We start from the raw sequence: 16,023 nt of genomic DNA, 5'->3' as shown, positions 1-16,023 counted from the left end.
GCACATGGATAACAGCTATTTAATCGGCAAAACCGTACTGGTTGTAGAAGATGACCCGAAAATCCGGAAACTGGTGAAAATCTATCTGGCCAAAGAAGGCTATGAAGTGCTGGAGGCGGAAACCGGGGCAGAGGCGAAGGACAAGATCCTGCAATATGACCCCTGTCTCCTGATTCTCGACCTGATGCTGCCCCTGGTAAGCGGGGAAGAGCTTTGCAGATGGGTAAGGGCCGACCAGAAAAGCATGGTCCCGATCATCATGCTGACGGCAAAAGCATCCGAAAATCAGCGGATAGCAGGTTTCAAGCTTGGGGCGGATGACTATGTGGTAAAACCGTTCAGCCCGGCAGAACTGATGGTCAGGATTGAGGCGGTGCTGCGCCGGACAGCAAGCCGGTGCGGAAAGCTCAGCTTCGCCGGCCTGACCATCAAGCCTGTAAAAGGAGAAGCCCGCTTTAACGGCGTACCGCTTGAACTGACCAATTTTGAATTCAAATTGCTTCATATGTTCATGAAGCATCCTGAACAAATCCTTTCCCGTGAGCAGATCCTGAACTTCATCTATGAACATCAGGAAAAAGCGGTAACCGAAAGGACAATCGATGTCCACATCAAGCATCTGCGCGAAAAAATCAAAGAGAAGACACCGAACGAATATATCCACACAGTCAGGGGGATGGGATACAAATTTGAAGCATATTAAAAAATACGCCCAGCTCCTGATGTCCAAGCTGATTGCCGTCAACAGCCTTGTCATCGTCATCGTCATCCTGATCGCCGGCCTGTCTGTAAACAATTATGCCTGCTATCTGGTCAATGCGAAGGAAATAGAAGGCCAGGAATTCGTCCGGACATTGGGGAGGTTTCTCCTTGCTGCCAGCATCATCGCATTCCTCCTCGCAGGCTTTGTCCACTATCTGTCTGTCAGAAGGATCCTCCGGCCCATCCAATCTATTTCAGAGGCTGCTGTCGAGATTAATGCCGGGCAGTTTCCTGATAAAATTACCCCCCGGCCTTCAGGGGAAGTCGGCCAGCTTGTGAGCAATTTCAACACGATGGCAGAATCCCTGAAATCAGCCCAGCAGCAGCGTGATACCATGCTCAGGGATATTTCCCATGAACTCCGGACCCCCCTGACAAATATCAACGGATACCTGGAAGCACTGCAGGGCCGGGTCATCGAAGGGAATCCGGAATTATTCGGCTCCCTGCTGGAAGAATCGCTCCGCATCACCCGGATCGTCGAGCTGATCACCGAACTGGATAGATGGGAACGGGGCAATGTCTTCCTGGAAAAATCATTTGAACCCGTCAGGCTGGATGAGATTCTGTCAGAAACCATTTCCGCGTTCAAGCTGAAATTGGATGCCCGGTTCCATGAAGTCCACATACATCTGGCCCCTTTTGCGATGGATGGCCACAGGGACGGGCTGAAGCAAGTGTTCACCAATATGCTTCAGAATATTGTTGACTATGATACAGGCCATTTGCTTGCGATTGAATCAGAAATGGTGCAAGACCGCTGTATGATTCGGTTTATACATCAAGGCGAGTTCATTGATCCCGGCGAAAAAGAGCTGATTTTTCAAAGATTCTACAGACTGGAGTCCTCGCGCACGAAGAAAGCCGAAGGGGCCGGGCTTGGGCTGTCAATCAGCCGGAAAATTGCAGAGGCGCATGGAGGGGAGATTGGAGTGGAGACAGACGGCACCCATCACACCTTCTGGATTGCCTTTCCTGCCGGAGAACATGACTAACGCTATAGAATCGGGTGAGAGATTTGTCTTACGTTAATATCGGCAGCTTCAGCATGCAGGTGGAATGGCTTTCTGTTGCTGTGGCGCTTATCACAGCATCATTGCTTTTTCGGCTGATCATGAAAAAGAAAACCGGGGATTGGCATTGGAACGCTTTTTTTGCTTATATCGTTGTCTGGAAAGGAAGCTATATCTTCTTCCATTTTGGACTTTTCCTCCAGAATCCCCTTTCTGTCCTATTCTTTAACGGAGGAATCAAAGGACATACTTTAGGCATCATTACAGTGATTGTCTATCTTTTTTTACAGCTCAAAAAGAACAGCCTGTTTCCTGATTTGCCAATCTTATTCAGTCTGTTCTTTTTTATATATGAAGCATTCATGAGCTATTTGGAGGGCGACCCTGTCCATTTACTAGCCCAGATTTTGTTTACCTTAAGCTTCATCATCTATCTGCAGCTCCGGAAGCCAGAAGGATACAAAGAGTTCAAACAGGTATTTCTCCTGTTTCAAATGATGCAGGTCCTGATCATCAGCATTTTCGGCACCATCATCTCTGTGGACCTGTACAGCTTTGCAGGGATCGCACTTTTTATTCTTTTTTCATATAAAAGGGAGGTTTGCCGCAATTGAAAAAAAATATAATAGCCGCCAGCATCATGGCCATCGCGATTGCCATTGTGCTTGTGAACGTATGGAAGTCCAGCCCGCCTGAAGAGCCGGCCCAAACCAGCACAGAAGAAGCAGAAAGCCCGCCAGCATCATCGGCCCCTGAAGAAGGGGCCGTTCCTCCTGACTTTGAACTGACAACGCTTGCCGGGGAAACTGTCCGGCTTTCCGATTATAAAGGCCAAAAGGTCATATTGAATTTCTGGGCAACCTGGTGCCCGCCCTGTAAAGCTGAAATGCCGCATATGCAGAAATTCTACGAAGAAAACAAAGACAAGGACGTTGAAATCCTTGCCGTCAATTTGACCAATGCGGATAACGGCACAAAGGCCATTGAAAGCTTTGTCCAGGAATACGGGCTAACCTTCCCCATCCCTCTTGACCAGGATGGACAGCTCGGCGTGCAGTACCAGGTATTCTCAATCCCTACCAGCTATATCATTGACAGCAATGGGGTTGTCAGCAAAAAAATCATCGGGCCGATGGACGAAGAAATGATGAAGAATCTGGTGAAATGAAGCCAGGGGGACAGGTCCCATGGCCCAAAACGGGCCACGGGACCTGTCCCCCCGGCTCTTTTACACTTTCAATGTCCGCTTCAAAAACTCCCTGGTCCGCTCCTGATCAGGGTTGTTGAAGATCTGTTCAGGACTTCCTTCTTCCGCAATGACTCCTTTGTCCATAAAGACGACGCGGTCGGATACTTCTTTAGCGAATTCCATTTCATGGGTGACGATCAGCATCGTCTGGCCCGAACCGGCCAGTTCCTTCATGACTTTCAGAACTTCTCCCACCATCTCCGGATCAAGGGCCGATGTCGGCTCATCGAACAGCATCACATCAGGCTCCATGGACAGGGCCCGCGCAATGGCGACACGCTGCTTTTGCCCGCCTGACAGCTGCCTTGGCTTGGCATTGATATACTGCTCCATGCCCACCACTTTCAAATATTTCATGGCGACTTTTTCCGCTTCTTCCTTAGAACGTTTCAGGACTTTCACCTGGCCAACCACACAATTGTTCAGGACATTGTGATTATTGAAGAGATTGAATTGCTGGAACACCATCCCTAAGTTCTGGCGGTAAGCAAAAATATCATGCTTATCGTCAAGGATGTTCTCGCCATTATAAATAATCTGGCCGCCGCTGGGCTTTTCCAAAAGATTGATGCAGCGAAGGAGGGTCGATTTACCGGAACCTGAAGAGCCGATGATCGTGACCACCTCTCCTTTGCTGACTGAAAAATCGATGTCCTTCAATACCAGATTTGTGCCGAAGGATTTGCTTAAGTGCTGAACTTCAATGACTTTTTCCATGCTCGCTCCCCCTTCCTTTACAGATTATTTTCACCTTTGCCCAGCAAATCGAAATTGTCAGGGCCGTCTAACTTCCGCTCAAAATAACGCAGGATTCTTGTAACGATGAATGTCATGACAAAATAAATCACGCATGCCACAAAGAATGACTCAAAGTATCTGAAATTATTCCCCGCGACCGATTTGGTCATGAAATATAATTCCGATACTGATATAACATTAAGGACAGATGTGTCCTTGATATTGATGACAAAGTGGTTGCCTGTTGCCGGCAGGATATTGCGGATGACCTGCGGGAGCACAACATTCCACATCGTCTGATAATGATTCATCCCGATGGCCTGGGCCGCTTCAAACTGCCCTTTATCAATGGAGACAATTCCGCCTCGGACAATTTCAGCCATATAGGCACCTGTATTGATGGATACAACAATGATGGCCGCTGCCAGGACATTGATGTCAACGCCGAATGCCAAAGCGGATCCATAATAAATGACCATCGCCTGGACGATCATCGGTGTTCCGCGGAAAAATTCGATATATACCGAAAGGATGAAATTGATCACCTTCAGCATGATTTTTTTTGGTCCGCGCTCTGGTGCCGGGATGGTCCGGACCACTCCTGCCAATAAGCCGATGCCGGCACCGATGATAGTTCCGATCAAGGAAATGAGAAGCGTGATCCCAGCTCCCCGAAGGAACATCGGCCAGTTTTCCGAGATGATTCTAACGATCCAATCGAAGCTCATCTTTCTCCCCCTCTATATTCATCATAAAACCGACTGTAAGCTTACAGCCGGTTCTATGCGTGTCTTATTGTGCCGCTGGTTGGTTCTGAATCGCTTCATCCATGATAGTGGTACGATCTTCTTCTGAAATGCCTTTTAAGATCTCGTTGATTTTCTCTGTCAGTTCACTGCCCTTTTCAAGCCCGACAGCAATGGCTGTATCATCTTCGGAAGTTTCGAATCCTTCCTCAAAATCAACCATCGCAAAGTTGTCATTGGCAGCGGAAGCACTGACTGCCTCAGGACGCTCAGACACGTATCCATCGATGATTCCTGATTCTAATGCAACCCTCATCGCAGGGAAATTGTCCATCGCTGTTTCTTTGGACACACCATCGATCTGGTCGATCACGGAGTAGTGGAATGTATTCAATTGAGCTGTGATTTTAGCTCCGTCAAAGTCATTGAGGCTAGTCGCGTTTTCGTATTTCCCGCCTTTTTTCACAACCATAACAAGCTGGGAGTTATAGTAATTGTCTGAGAAATCGATTGTCTCTTTTCGTTCTGCCGTTGGGGACATCCCCGCAATGATGGCATCGATCTTGCCTGACTGCAGCGCCGGCACAAGGCCGTCCCATTCTGTCTTAACGATTTCTAAATCCTTGCCAAGTCCGTCAGCGATCTTCTTTGCAATCTCAACATCATAGCCGCCCGCATATTCAGCAGAGCCATTGATTTTTACACCGCCGTTGGAATCACCTTTCTGCGTCCAGTTGAATGGAGCGTAGCCTGCCTCCAGGCCAACCTTGAACGTATCACTTTCTGATGACCCTGAATCTGAACCTGAACTCGTGCTCGATCCGCAGCCGGCCAGCAAAAGCACTGCCGAAAGCATACTTACTAAAAATAATGACGCTTTTTTCATGTTTTCTCCCCCTATATTTGTATGATGAGAACAAAATAAAAACGACCTAAGATTAACTTAGGTCGTTATATATATATGCCCATAAGTCCTCTTTTTTTCCCTAAATGAGATAGCACAACTCAATAAGCCGGGAAGCCCATTGAGACAGTCCTGCAGCTCTTAACTGCAGACCCAGCAGGCAATACTGAGATATATATGCCCGCTTCGGCGATATTTCCTTCTCCCTAGCATCATCGCTTCTCAAGCTCCGCTAAAGACTGTTAAACACCGCGCCTCTACCTCACTGGTAAAGTGAGGTCTTATTCAATTTTCTCTAATAGTCTACAACTATATAAATCATCTGTCAATCCTTCGTCCCGGGCATTATGTCAGGTATGATTTTCCTGGAGGTACCAATTCAGGCAAGCATTATTAGCAAAATCAAGGGCATTGTTAAATATGGTATAAGTCTTCATTTACATCAAGAACCACTATTTTCGCTATTAATAGTGGTCCTAGCTCCACTCTCTGAAACCGTTATTTGTGCTTTTTATAGAAATAGTGGTTCTAGCCCTCTACTCTGAAACCACTATTTGCGCTATTTATAAAAATAGTGGTCCTAGCTCCACTCTCTGAAACTACTATTTGTGCTTTTTATAGAAATAGTGGTTCTAGCCCTCTCCTCTGATACCACTATTTCCATTTTTCCCACGAATAGTGGTTCTAGCTCCCTCCTACGCAACCGCTATTTCCATTTCCCCTAGAAGTAGTGGTTCCAGGCCTCAGGATTGCATTCACTACATCCTGCTTTCTTTCGCAATACAGGCCAGAGGACCTGTCCCCCCGGCTCTTCTTTAATCCAGCACCTTTCCGGCATTGGCTAGAGCATGGCTGTAATCGCGCCAGTTTTTCTGCTCGTCCTGCGAGTAGTGGCTGCCCCATCCATTGGCTTCATCCACTTCCTGCAGTTTTTCCTTAAGAGCTGCATGGCGGGAATGCAGGTATTCATAGCCCAGGCATTTGTAATGTAAAAGCAGGATTTCACTGGAGTTCAGTCTGGCTACATTCCCAGAAGGATTCGCATTATGCCTCCCCGGATAAAAGTTGATTTCCTGGATTTCATTCGGGTTGAATATCTGCGGCTTATCGAAGTAAAAATCCCGCCTGCCGTTTTTAACTTGTTCACTCAATGGTCTATCACTGCTTGGAAAAAAATCAGATACCATATTATAGCCGGTCGGAATTACCAGTGTAGTCCCTGCTGCCGAACAGTCCTCTAAGTATTTCCGGAGATTGGGATGGTGCAGATGTTCATCTGTCTCGCACACAATCACCCAGTCGGCCTTCCCCCTGCTCCGTTTCCAAAAGTGATTGAACAAATTCAAGGCGGTCTTGATAAATGAGCCGCCCTGCGTCTCGAAATGCTCGACAGCCACTTTTGGATGAGAATCCAAAATCGATAATGACTGGTCTGTTGATCCATTATCAAAAACAAAATATTGATCTGCTATATCATCATAATGCTTAAAGAAAAACGGAAGCATCTTCTCTTCGTTCCAGCATAAGGTGTACACATGGATGATCAAATGGTTTTCTCCTTTCTAAACTTAAGCCTATTCTCTTTGCCAGAAAATATTAATCTCATTTAATATATGTAGTGGAATGTATTCTGTGTGAAGGGCATTTGAGGTAAAAAAGATAAAAAGGGGTCCATATAAATAGGACCCTACTTAAAAGCATTCTCCTTAACTGAATCTGGTCAATTCACTATTCACCAGGCTCCGTTTGCCGGCAAGCCGGCCATCGGCATCCAGTCCCCAGACAGAAATCAGGACTCTGTCACTGGAAGGGAAGAACCTGAATTCAAATAAATCGAAGTTGGCATAATAGGTCCTTGTGATGGTGGAATCCGGCGAACTTTCCGGCGCGAGCGGGTTCAGCTCCAGTGCATAGAGATTCTGGGTGTCAGTCAAATAATAGCCCTCTATCCGGACCGTTTCCTGCGTGTCACTGACATTTTCGATCACAACATAAAGCTGGGTAATTGGCCTTGATGCTGATGGCAGGTTGGCAATCGGCCCGGTAGTAACGAACGGCACTCCAGGCGGCACCCGCAGAAAAGGGATGAACTCAACCGGGCCTGGCCCGCCGATGTCATCCCCGCCAGGTGTGTTCGGTCCGGCGGGTCCCCAGTAATTGTTTTCCGCATTGACTGTTACAGCAGAGGCGTTGAATAAACCCCACTCTTCATTGCCGCTGAATGTGTTAAGCTGAATCACTGGCGGTGTCACTGCAGTAGCCTCGACGAAGATGCCAATTCTGTTTTCTAGAATCCTGTTCCTGGTCACCACTTGTTCTGCCGGGCTTCCGAGCCTCATTCCGGCATCAGTGGCCCCTTTAACGGTATTTACCGCGATTTCCACCCGGCCTCTTACTTCGGGGCTTGTCGTGATCCCTCTCTTCACATTGGCAGCACCTCCCTCAGGTGCCTCAATTCTATTCCCCCGTACAAAAACATTTGCCGTTTCTCTTTTTACAGCGACCGCAGTGCTTTCTTCACTCGGGGCTTGAATATTGTAAACCCGGTTATCCGCAAGTGTTACGTCATTGGCAAGCTGCTGCTGAGAGGTCCCCTCAATAGAAATGCCAATGGCCGGCGCAGAGGCACTCGCATGCCTGATCTCAGTGATTTCATTATCAGCTGCCCGAAGCCTTTCTATCGCACTCGTCCTGATTCCATATGTCCCTTCAATTGCCTGCCGGGCCGGTGTTCCAATTTCCCTGATGATGTTTCCGCGAATCTCTACATCACTCGGCGCAACAGCCTGGTCTATTAATCGGGTCCTGACTCCAACAGCTTCCGCGGAACCGCTGTAAAGCGGATTTGTGATCGTAAAGCCCTCAAGAACCACATTGGCTGCAGAAATCTCCACCACAATATTACGCTCTTCTGCACTGTTTCCATTCAAAAACGTCACTTCAGGCCCACCACTGGACCTCACTGTCAGCGGCTTATCAATCCTGATGAGTGCAGGACCTGTTATATCAGGCTCATCATAGGTCCCCGGGTTCACAATAATAATATCTCCAGGCTCAGCTTCATCAATAAAATCCTGAATGCGCTGGCCTGGATTCACGATGAATTCAGTCATAATGTTTATCCTCCTTCCTTATAAAATATGCAAGGAGAGAGGGAGTGCTTGGACAAGGCACTATTGATTGCTTGTCTGATAAAGAGTGCGAGCACGGTTTTACTGCAAAAACGGGTCTGGTCCGGCTGCTATTGCTAGAAACAGAGACACATCCAGGGATATGCCTCTATTAAGTACATTCACTTTCAATCTATTGGAAACTCTTTTGCATTTTTGCCCGCAAAGCAGCTGAAGCCCTCAAGCTTCTAAAGTGATCAGGAACAAAGAATCGACATACATCCACAAGACTTACAATCTATAAATTCCTATACAGCCAGAAAAAGAGCCGGAGGCATCCCCCGGCTCTTTCATTATTAATCCAAGTCTTCGATTGAATCAGCTTCCACATAAGAAGGAACGACAAGTCCTGTTTTGGCGCCTTCAAGGTTTTCACCAAGGCGTTCCATATCGTCGCCATACTGATCCAGATAATCTTTATGAGTCAGCGGAAGCCACGCGGATACAGTTGCATCTGCGTCACCATTAGCAACAGCTGTAAACATTGGGCCTGCATCCAATTGAACCATTTCCACATTATAGCCAATGCTCTCCAACACTTTCGCTACGACATTAGTACTTGCAATCTCTGAATCCCAGGCTACATAAGAGAGGGAGATGTCTTCCCCGCTTACTTCCTCTGCACCGTTTGTCCACTCGGCTACTTTATCGCTGTTGTCTTTCACCCATGTGTCAGCAGCTTCGGCAGGGTCTGTCCCTTCCTGGATCGCAACCATGACTTCACCGATGTCGTCATTTGTCCAGAAGAATTGGTCAAGCACTTTGTAGGCACTTGGCTGGTCTTCTTCCAGGCCTTTGCGTGTGAAGGTTTCGATTTTCTCTGCTTCACCATAGATCCCTTTAGGGTCTTCCAGATATTTCAGATCATACTTAGCGAACATCCAGTGCGGCGTCCAGCCAGTAACGATGATAGGCTCTTCATCTTTGATGGCGTTGTCCAGCTCAGCAGCCATGGCAGCCGAAGATGACTCAACCAGTGTATAGTCTTCCAGATTATCATACTCTTCCAATGCTTTATTGGTTGCCGACATGATTCCGGCACCAGGCTCGATGCCAGTGATTTTGTAATCCACTCCATCACCGATCGTGCTGCCTTCCTTTGTATCTTCAGAATCATTTCCGCAGGCAGCCAATCCGACAGACAATGCAAGGATTGAAGCCAATCCGGCCATACGCAATTTTTTCATAGTGTTTCTTCCCCCTTAGTTTTTAGTGATTCTTATATTTTGAGAAATCCGGTCAAGCACGATCGCCAGGATGACGATGGCAAGGCCAGCTTCAAAACCTGTACCGACTTTCAGCTGGGTCACGGCACGGTACACATCTGCCCCCAGTCCCGGCGCACCTACAAGTGATGCGATTACAACCATGGATAAAGCAAGCATGATGCTTTGGTTGATTCCGGCCATGATGGTGTTCATTGCCAATGGCAGCTGAACCTTGAATAATTTCTGGCTTGGCGTTGATCCAAATGCGTTAGATGCTTCTACAAGATCCTCCGGCACCTGGCGGATCCCGAGATTGGTCAACCGGATCGTCGGCGGCATCGAGAAGATGACGGAAGCAATGATACCCGGTACGACCCCGATCCCGAAGAAAATGATGGCAGGGATCAAATAAACAAAGGCCGGCATCGTCTGCATAAAGTCAAGGATCGGTGTAAGGAAGCTTTGCGCACGATCGCTTTGTGAAATCCAGATTCCAATAGGAATTCCTATGATGATCGATATAATGACCGATGCCAGGACAAGGGCAAGCGTATCGATCGTTCCATCCCAATAGCCGAGATTATCTATCAGCAATAAACCTATAGCGGTAAATAATGCTATCGTCCAGCGGCTTACCCACCAGGCCAAGCCTGCAAAAATCAAAATCAGCAGCAGTGCCGGGATCGATTCCAATACCATGACAAAGAATTCAACAACTGCTCCGATTCCATCTGTCAGGATGTCAAAGAACGGGCCCAGAATGTCTTTGATCCAGCTGACCGCACTATCTACCCAGCTGGCTAACGGAAGCTTCGGCAAAAATGTCATATGCTTTCCACCTCATTTCCCTGCTCTGCATTCAGATCAGACTCCAGCCCTGCAAGTGCACCAAGGACAGCGCCCCTTACAATGACTCCCTTGAGCCGTCCTTCCTCATTGATGACAGGCAGCGGCAGTACAGCCGTAGCCACCTGCTCGAACAAGTCTACGAGAAGGGTCTCCGGTTTAATGGGACTGAGATCAGTAATGAGGATTTCTTCAAGGGTCTGCTGGTTCTTGACGGCAGCTGAAGCAGCTTCGATTGTGACGGTGCCGAGGAGCTTCTGCTTGCTGTCAACAACGAACAGATGGGATATCCCTTCATTCTTCATGACCTTTACAGCCACACGCGGGCCGCGGTCAATGCGCACCATTTCAGGGCGTTTCATGACATGCTCTGCCGTGAGGACCTTAGAGAGGTCAACATCCTCAACAAACCGCTCCACATATTCATTGGCAGGGTTTGTCATGATTTCTTCAGGCGTCCCGATCTGGACGATGTTCCCATCCTTCATCAGAGCAATTCGGTCGCCGATGCGGAGGGCTTCATCAAGATCATGGGTGATGAAGACAATCGTTTTTTCCATCTTTTCCTGCAGTTCAAGCAATTCGTTCTGCATATCTTTGCGGATCAATGGATCGAGTGCACTGAACGCTTCATCCATCAGCAGGATGTCAGGGTCGTTCGCAAGGGCGCGGGCCAGGCCGACACGCTGCTGCATACCGCCGCTCAGTTCGCTCGGATAGCTGTTTTCATATCCTTTAAGGCCGACAAGCTCTAATGACTCCATTGCCTTCTGTCTGCATGCGGACTTTTCTGCTCCTTGGATTTCAAGGCCGTATTCAGTATTTTCGAGAACAGTTCGGTGAGGGAATAATGCGAAGCGCTGGAATACCATGCTCAGTTTCTTCCGTCTTACTTCCCGCAGCTCTTGGGGGTTGAGCTTAACGATGTTCTTTCCATCAATATGTACTTCTCCATCGGTCGGATCGATCAGCCGATTCAGCATCCTGACCAATGTGGATTTTCCGCTCCCGGATAATCCCATGATGACGAATATTTCCCCGGCATACACATCAAAGCTCGCTTTATTGACTCCGACGGTCATTCCGGTCTTTTCAAGGATCTCCCGCTTTGATTTCCCCTCATTCAGGAGTCTGACTCCCTGGCTTGGCGATTTACCAAAGACTTTCGTAACATTTTGGACGCTTATTTTCTTTTCAGCCATAAATCCACCTCTAAACTTTGTTTATACATGACGATTTCTGTCGAATCGAACTGTTTTTCCAGCGTACTTAAAAAGTATAAGGGACTTTAGTCTGATGAAACAAACCCGTTAATCCATCATATTCCATCAATAAAGTTCGTACAGTTTAAACTGTACGTTCTAAATTATCTTATTCTTAGATTTCTTCTAATATGCTCTCTTTCTCGCTGCTTGCATTTGCTTTACTTTAGTGAATGCAAACTTTAAAATGAATCAAGATGAAAGGATTAGCATAATTATCCTCTCATTTGTGACTAGAATGGTGGTGTATCATGCATAACGAAGAATTGGTCGCACAGGCACGGGAGAGAGTCATTGAATCTGTCGCGAGAAACATGCATTTATACGGAGTTCCCGCCTCTATCGGGCGTATCTATGGAACCCTCTATTTTGAAAATAAACCCATGACATTGGATGAATTGAAGGAAGAGCTCGAAATGAGCAAAACCAGTATGTCCACTGGTGTCAGGACCCTGCTGGAATTAAATATGGTTGAAAAGGTCTGGCGAAAAGGAGAAAGAAAAGATTTATACCAGGTTAAAGGGGATTGGTACCAGAATTTCATCGATCGCTTTTGTACGCAATGGAGAAAAGGAACACAGATGAACCTGGATGCCTCGCTTAGATCACTCAAGGACCTGGAAGAAGTCCTCTCACATACAGAAGATGATGAAACGGTAAAAAAAGCCGAAAACCATCTTCAAAAGATCACCTACGCCATCGAATACTATACCTGGCTCGACAAAGTCATCGATCTTTTTGAATCAAGGGAGATCTTTGAACTGACAAAGTCTGAAGATGAAAAAAAGGAAGAGTAGATGCTCTCCAAAAAGGTGCCTGCCCCATCAGGGGGCAGGCACCTTTTTTGTATTAGGGGATCAGGGGCAGGCACCGGCCGGTTCAAGCCCTTTTCTGGAGCTGGATACACAGCTGGCGATAGGCGTCTGATTCGCAGTCCATCCCCTTTTCATGGTAGGTTTTCGCCAGCCATTGCAGAGGTCTCGGGTCAGCCGGCTTCAGCTCCATTTCCCAGCTGAAGCATTCAACCGCTTTATCCAGCTGGCTCAGTTCAAAATACAGCTCCCCAAGCTGCTGCATATCGTCGGGATCTTCATAAAGCTTTTGCATCTTATCAATTTTTTCAACTATCAGCAGCTTCTTATGCTTGTCTTTTAATGGCTTCAGCCAATTTTGGATATATGGCAGCTCATGAGTATTCAGCATCGAAATGACAAACTTTTCAAGGAGTTTATCAGCTTTTTCAGGGAATGTGCTAGTATATCGCTTGATGAGGGGATACAGCAGTTCAGGCTGGACAGGCTGGTTATCCGGCTCCCACTTTTCCAGCATTTCCCCAACGGCATATATCTGAGAATCATCCAGCTGAAAAGCGCTGGTTTTCATCAGTTTGAAAACTTTATCAGCAGCATGGTTTTGTATATATTTTTCTAATAGATCCTTTTGCAATGGAAGGAAGGCAGACAATTGAAAAGATAAGGACTCTTGAATGTGGAGGGAATCTATTTCTGTATGGTGAGCAAGCAATTTTAAAAGATGGGCATAGCAGTCAGGTGAAGGTGACGCTATGAGTTTTTGTATGGATAAGGCGATGAGGTCCATCCAGCGGGACTCTTTTTCCAGCCGGTCAATAAGCTGCTGGAAGCATACGTCGTCCGCCCTCTGGGAATAGAGTGTTTTTTCTGCAAAGATGGGATCTTTGGCAAACAGCTCCTCAGGCTTTTCACTGTACCTCCATGCATATTTACTGAAGATCATATCATTGCTATGCGAAACAGCCAGACTCGTTTTTGGGGCAAATTCCATGATCAGGCGGATCATCTGGTAGCCTGAAAAATAGTCTCCATTGCGGCGGTATTCATAATAGACGGATTTAATTTCGTTGAACAGATCCCTTTTGGGTATCAGTGATTCGAAAAAGGTAAGAATAAATGACTTTTCCAGGGGGGTATATTGCCTTTCCAGCTTTTTTAGCAGCTGATTGAAGCTGATGCATTGGCAAGGGTGATTAGAAGAAAGCAATATTTTGATAAGCGGGTGGGGACTTTCAAAGATCATGCCTTTTTTAAAGGCGAGCTCAATGTAAGAATGGCGGCGGAGTTTCGTGGTTTTCACCGCTGTCAGGAAATGATATTTATAAAAGATAAGATAATAAACTTCATTTTTTTCACTGAACGCTTCAATTATCTGACCTTGCAGATAAAATGCTGCCCGCTCCGCTTTTAGACTGATCTGTTTTTTATGATCAAAAAGCAAGAATTGATTCTGGCTCATTTCAAATCCCCCCTTATTTCTGCTGCAAACAATAATTGATCTGTATAAAATAACCCTCTACCAGCATTTTAGCATACGTACGCGCCACACCCTAACTTCGGGTCCTGGCATACAAGTTCCCTCGCCCAGGCTGGAGCCACATTGCCAGGTGCCCGCCGCCATTTTTCCGGGCCGCATTTGATGATTGGTCATTGCATAGATGCTGCGTGCCTGGAAGCAAAATAAAAAACCTGCAGTGCAGGCCTATTTTTCCAGACGGAAGTCTCTCTTTTTTTCTTCTATAAATTCCGGTTTTTGAAACACACTATTGCCGTCCTGCCGGCTTTTCTTTTGATATTCACTGAAACCGGAGATTTCTTCTTCTTCCCAGATCCAACGAGTTTTCTTTTCCCCGCCGCTAACATAATACATATTATGGTTGATGCTGTTGCCTTCACTTTTCCTGAAAGGGCTGCTGATCAAGAGGCCCGATTCACCCGCAACCATGATATTATTCTCGATTGTATTATGTTTAGTATTGTATTGAATGAGCACTTGCCCGCCGTCCTGATATTCCTTGTCATTCTTATACATTACATTATCAGTAATGCTGGATTTAACCGTATTGCCTCTTTCTTCGTCATACCCGCCTATGGCAATGCCGGCACTTCTATTTTCAAAGATTATATTGTTGCGGATATTTATCCCGCTTGTCGACTTCCCTTTATGTTCACTGGCTGCTTCGATGCCGATATCATTCTGATAGACCCGGTTCTCCTCAATCTTTATTTCCTTTCCTCCATCCACATAAATGCCGCCGGCTGTATAATGGGGGCCATATGCAGGATTTCCATAGCTCGATATCCCGCTGACGGTATTATGGCTGACAAGTCCATTCCTGGCCTGGTCATAAGCCTCCCGGGGCGATGTCCCTTCAAATCCGATCATATCAATTCCGATGTTATTGCTCTGCCTGACGATATTTTTGGTCACTATAAAATGGCTCACGTTCCCGTTTAATACCACTGCTTCACTCCAGCCAAGCTTTAAATCCTCTACGAGGTTCTCCGAAATCTCTATATCTTCAATCGCTTCCGGCGCCTTTGTTCCATATACTGCAATCCCGTGGGCATTGCCGTTATCATGTAGCGTCTCAATATGGTGAACATGATTCCGCAAAATCCGGATACCCTTTCCGCTGCCGCTGACAGAGATGCCGATCGGCACCACATCTTCTTCAGCTGTTTTATAGTTTCTGACTTCAAACCCGTCAACCGTAATATAACTTTTATCATGGATGGATATCAGACCTTGGTGGTCCCAGTTTGCCTGAAGGTTTGTTCCGTCCAATACTGCTTTCTCTTTCTTATATGACTTAATCATAATAGGCGCATTCTTGGAACCGGATTCCCTGATAACAACCTGCTCCTTATAAATACCTTTCCTAACATATACGACAGTTCCCGGCTCTGCTGAATCAGCTGCCTTTTGTATGGTTTTTAAAGGCCTTTGCTTGCTTCCCGAATTTTTGTTGCTGCCGTCCGGCGACACATATAGAACTTTTTTCGGGGAAGTCCCTGCCTCCGTTTCAACGATGAACATTCCGATGGCCAAAAAAATCAGGATCAGCACCAGCCCGGCAATCCACTTATTCAATACTGTTTCACTCCCGTCAGCTTCACTCCAGCCAGTCCCTTTGTAAGAAGGCATGCCAGCCTAGAAAATCAGCCTATTTCTATTTTCATCCTGCTTCATAATATCGGCAAAAACCTCATCATTTCAATAGAAAAAAATAAGCATAACCCGCCGGCTGCCGCTTTATGCATCCCTTCTTCATAACAAGAAGCCCAACAGCGCATGCTATGGGTGCAAGCT

The 16,023-nt window shown here is 46.7% G+C and carries 15 protein-coding genes and 1 riboswitch; of the genes, 5 read left to right on the top strand and 10 right to left on the bottom strand.

Features of this window, described 5'->3' with window-relative positions:
- Nucleotides 1-4: 4 nt before the first annotated feature.
- From FZD51_RS19010 to FZD51_RS18995, 4 genes are read left to right on the top strand one after another with little or no spacing between them, the layout of a single operon-like run.
- Entirely contained in the window at nucleotides 5-703 is a 699-nt protein-coding gene (locus tag FZD51_RS19010; RefSeq protein ID WP_148976203.1) for a response regulator transcription factor, read from the top strand.
- Entirely contained in the window at nucleotides 690-1,757 is a 1,068-nt protein-coding gene (locus FZD51_RS19005; protein ID WP_262380995.1) for a sensor histidine kinase, read from the top strand. Before FZD51_RS19010 ends, FZD51_RS19005 begins: the two co-directional genes overlap by 14 nt.
- Before the next feature lie 23 nt (nucleotides 1,758-1,780).
- Entirely contained in the window at nucleotides 1,781-2,389 is a 609-nt protein-coding gene (locus FZD51_RS19000) for a hypothetical protein (protein WP_148976202.1), read from the top strand.
- Nucleotides 2,386-2,943: a peroxiredoxin family protein gene (locus FZD51_RS18995; RefSeq protein WP_262380994.1), complete on the top strand. Its 558-nt coding sequence runs from the start codon at nucleotides 2,386-2,388 to the stop codon at nucleotides 2,941-2,943. The genes FZD51_RS19000 and FZD51_RS18995 overlap by 4 nt, the downstream gene beginning before the upstream one ends.
- 60 nt (nucleotides 2,944-3,003) lie before the next feature.
- Here FZD51_RS18995 and FZD51_RS18990 read toward each other — a convergent pair whose 3' ends face one another.
- The 8 genes from FZD51_RS18990 to proV form a co-directional block, all read right to left on the bottom strand.
- On the bottom strand, nucleotides 3,004-3,741 hold the full coding sequence (locus FZD51_RS18990) for an amino acid ABC transporter ATP-binding protein (RefSeq protein WP_148976201.1): 738 nt from the start codon (nucleotides 3,739-3,741) through the stop codon (nucleotides 3,004-3,006).
- Between the two features lie 17 nt (nucleotides 3,742-3,758).
- Nucleotides 3,759-4,490: an amino acid ABC transporter permease gene (locus FZD51_RS18985; protein WP_148976200.1), complete on the bottom strand. Its 732-nt coding sequence runs from the start codon at nucleotides 4,488-4,490 to the stop codon at nucleotides 3,759-3,761.
- A 64-nt stretch (nucleotides 4,491-4,554) separates the two neighbouring features.
- Nucleotides 4,555-5,394 carry a transporter substrate-binding domain-containing protein gene (locus FZD51_RS18980; RefSeq protein WP_148976199.1) on the bottom strand — a complete coding sequence of 280 codons (840 nt, stop codon included), beginning with the start codon at nucleotides 5,392-5,394 and terminating at the stop codon, nucleotides 4,555-4,557.
- A gap of 102 nt (nucleotides 5,395-5,496) precedes the next feature.
- A riboswitch (Lysine riboswitch) is annotated at nucleotides 5,497-5,680 on the bottom strand.
- Between the two features lie 547 nt (nucleotides 5,681-6,227).
- A complete protein-coding gene (locus FZD51_RS18975; protein ID WP_148976198.1) occupies nucleotides 6,228-6,959 on the bottom strand; it encodes a glycosyltransferase family 2 protein in 732 nt (243 codons plus the stop codon).
- A 159-nt stretch (nucleotides 6,960-7,118) separates the two neighbouring features.
- Nucleotides 7,119-8,525: a right-handed parallel beta-helix repeat-containing protein gene (locus tag FZD51_RS18970; RefSeq protein WP_148976197.1), complete on the bottom strand. Its 1,407-nt coding sequence runs from the start codon at nucleotides 8,523-8,525 to the stop codon at nucleotides 7,119-7,121.
- Between the two features lie 353 nt (nucleotides 8,526-8,878).
- Nucleotides 8,879-9,769 (bottom strand): glycine betaine ABC transporter substrate-binding protein, encoded by an 891-nt coding sequence (locus FZD51_RS18965; RefSeq protein ID WP_148976196.1) that lies wholly within the window; start codon nucleotides 9,767-9,769, stop codon nucleotides 8,879-8,881.
- A 15-nt stretch (nucleotides 9,770-9,784) separates the two neighbouring features.
- Nucleotides 9,785-10,618 carry an ABC transporter permease gene (locus FZD51_RS18960; RefSeq protein ID WP_148976195.1) on the bottom strand — a complete coding sequence of 278 codons (834 nt, stop codon included), beginning with the start codon at nucleotides 10,616-10,618 and terminating at the stop codon, nucleotides 9,785-9,787.
- Nucleotides 10,615-11,838, bottom strand: a complete 1,224-nt coding sequence (gene proV, locus FZD51_RS18955) for a glycine betaine/L-proline ABC transporter ATP-binding protein ProV (protein ID WP_148976194.1) — start codon at nucleotides 11,836-11,838, stop codon at nucleotides 10,615-10,617. Before proV ends, FZD51_RS18960 begins: the two co-directional genes overlap by 4 nt.
- 311 nt (nucleotides 11,839-12,149) lie before the next feature.
- On the opposite strand from proV, the gene FZD51_RS18950 reads away from it, so the two are divergent.
- The gene (locus tag FZD51_RS18950; RefSeq protein ID WP_148976193.1) at nucleotides 12,150-12,695 is read left to right on the top strand and encodes a GbsR/MarR family transcriptional regulator; all 546 of its coding nucleotides are present in this window, start codon (nucleotides 12,150-12,152) and stop codon (nucleotides 12,693-12,695) included.
- An 82-nt stretch (nucleotides 12,696-12,777) separates the two neighbouring features.
- Here the strand turns inward: FZD51_RS18950 and FZD51_RS18945 are convergent, their stop codons facing one another.
- Together FZD51_RS18945 and FZD51_RS18940 are read right to left on the bottom strand one after the other, a co-directional pair.
- A complete protein-coding gene (locus FZD51_RS18945; RefSeq protein ID WP_148976192.1) occupies nucleotides 12,778-14,169 on the bottom strand; it encodes a tetratricopeptide repeat protein in 1,392 nt (463 codons plus the stop codon).
- 243 nt (nucleotides 14,170-14,412) lie between these two features.
- Nucleotides 14,413-15,804 carry a right-handed parallel beta-helix repeat-containing protein gene (locus FZD51_RS18940; RefSeq protein ID WP_148976191.1) on the bottom strand — a complete coding sequence of 464 codons (1,392 nt, stop codon included), beginning with the start codon at nucleotides 15,802-15,804 and terminating at the stop codon, nucleotides 14,413-14,415.
- Nucleotides 15,805-16,023 lie beyond the last annotated feature (219 nt).

The organism is Bacillus infantis (assembly GCF_008180445.1).
GTDB classification, from domain to species: Bacteria; Bacillota; Bacilli; order Bacillales; family Cytobacillaceae; genus Bacillus_AB; species Bacillus_AB infantis_B.
This window is presented reverse-complemented; position numbering and strand designations above follow the sequence as displayed.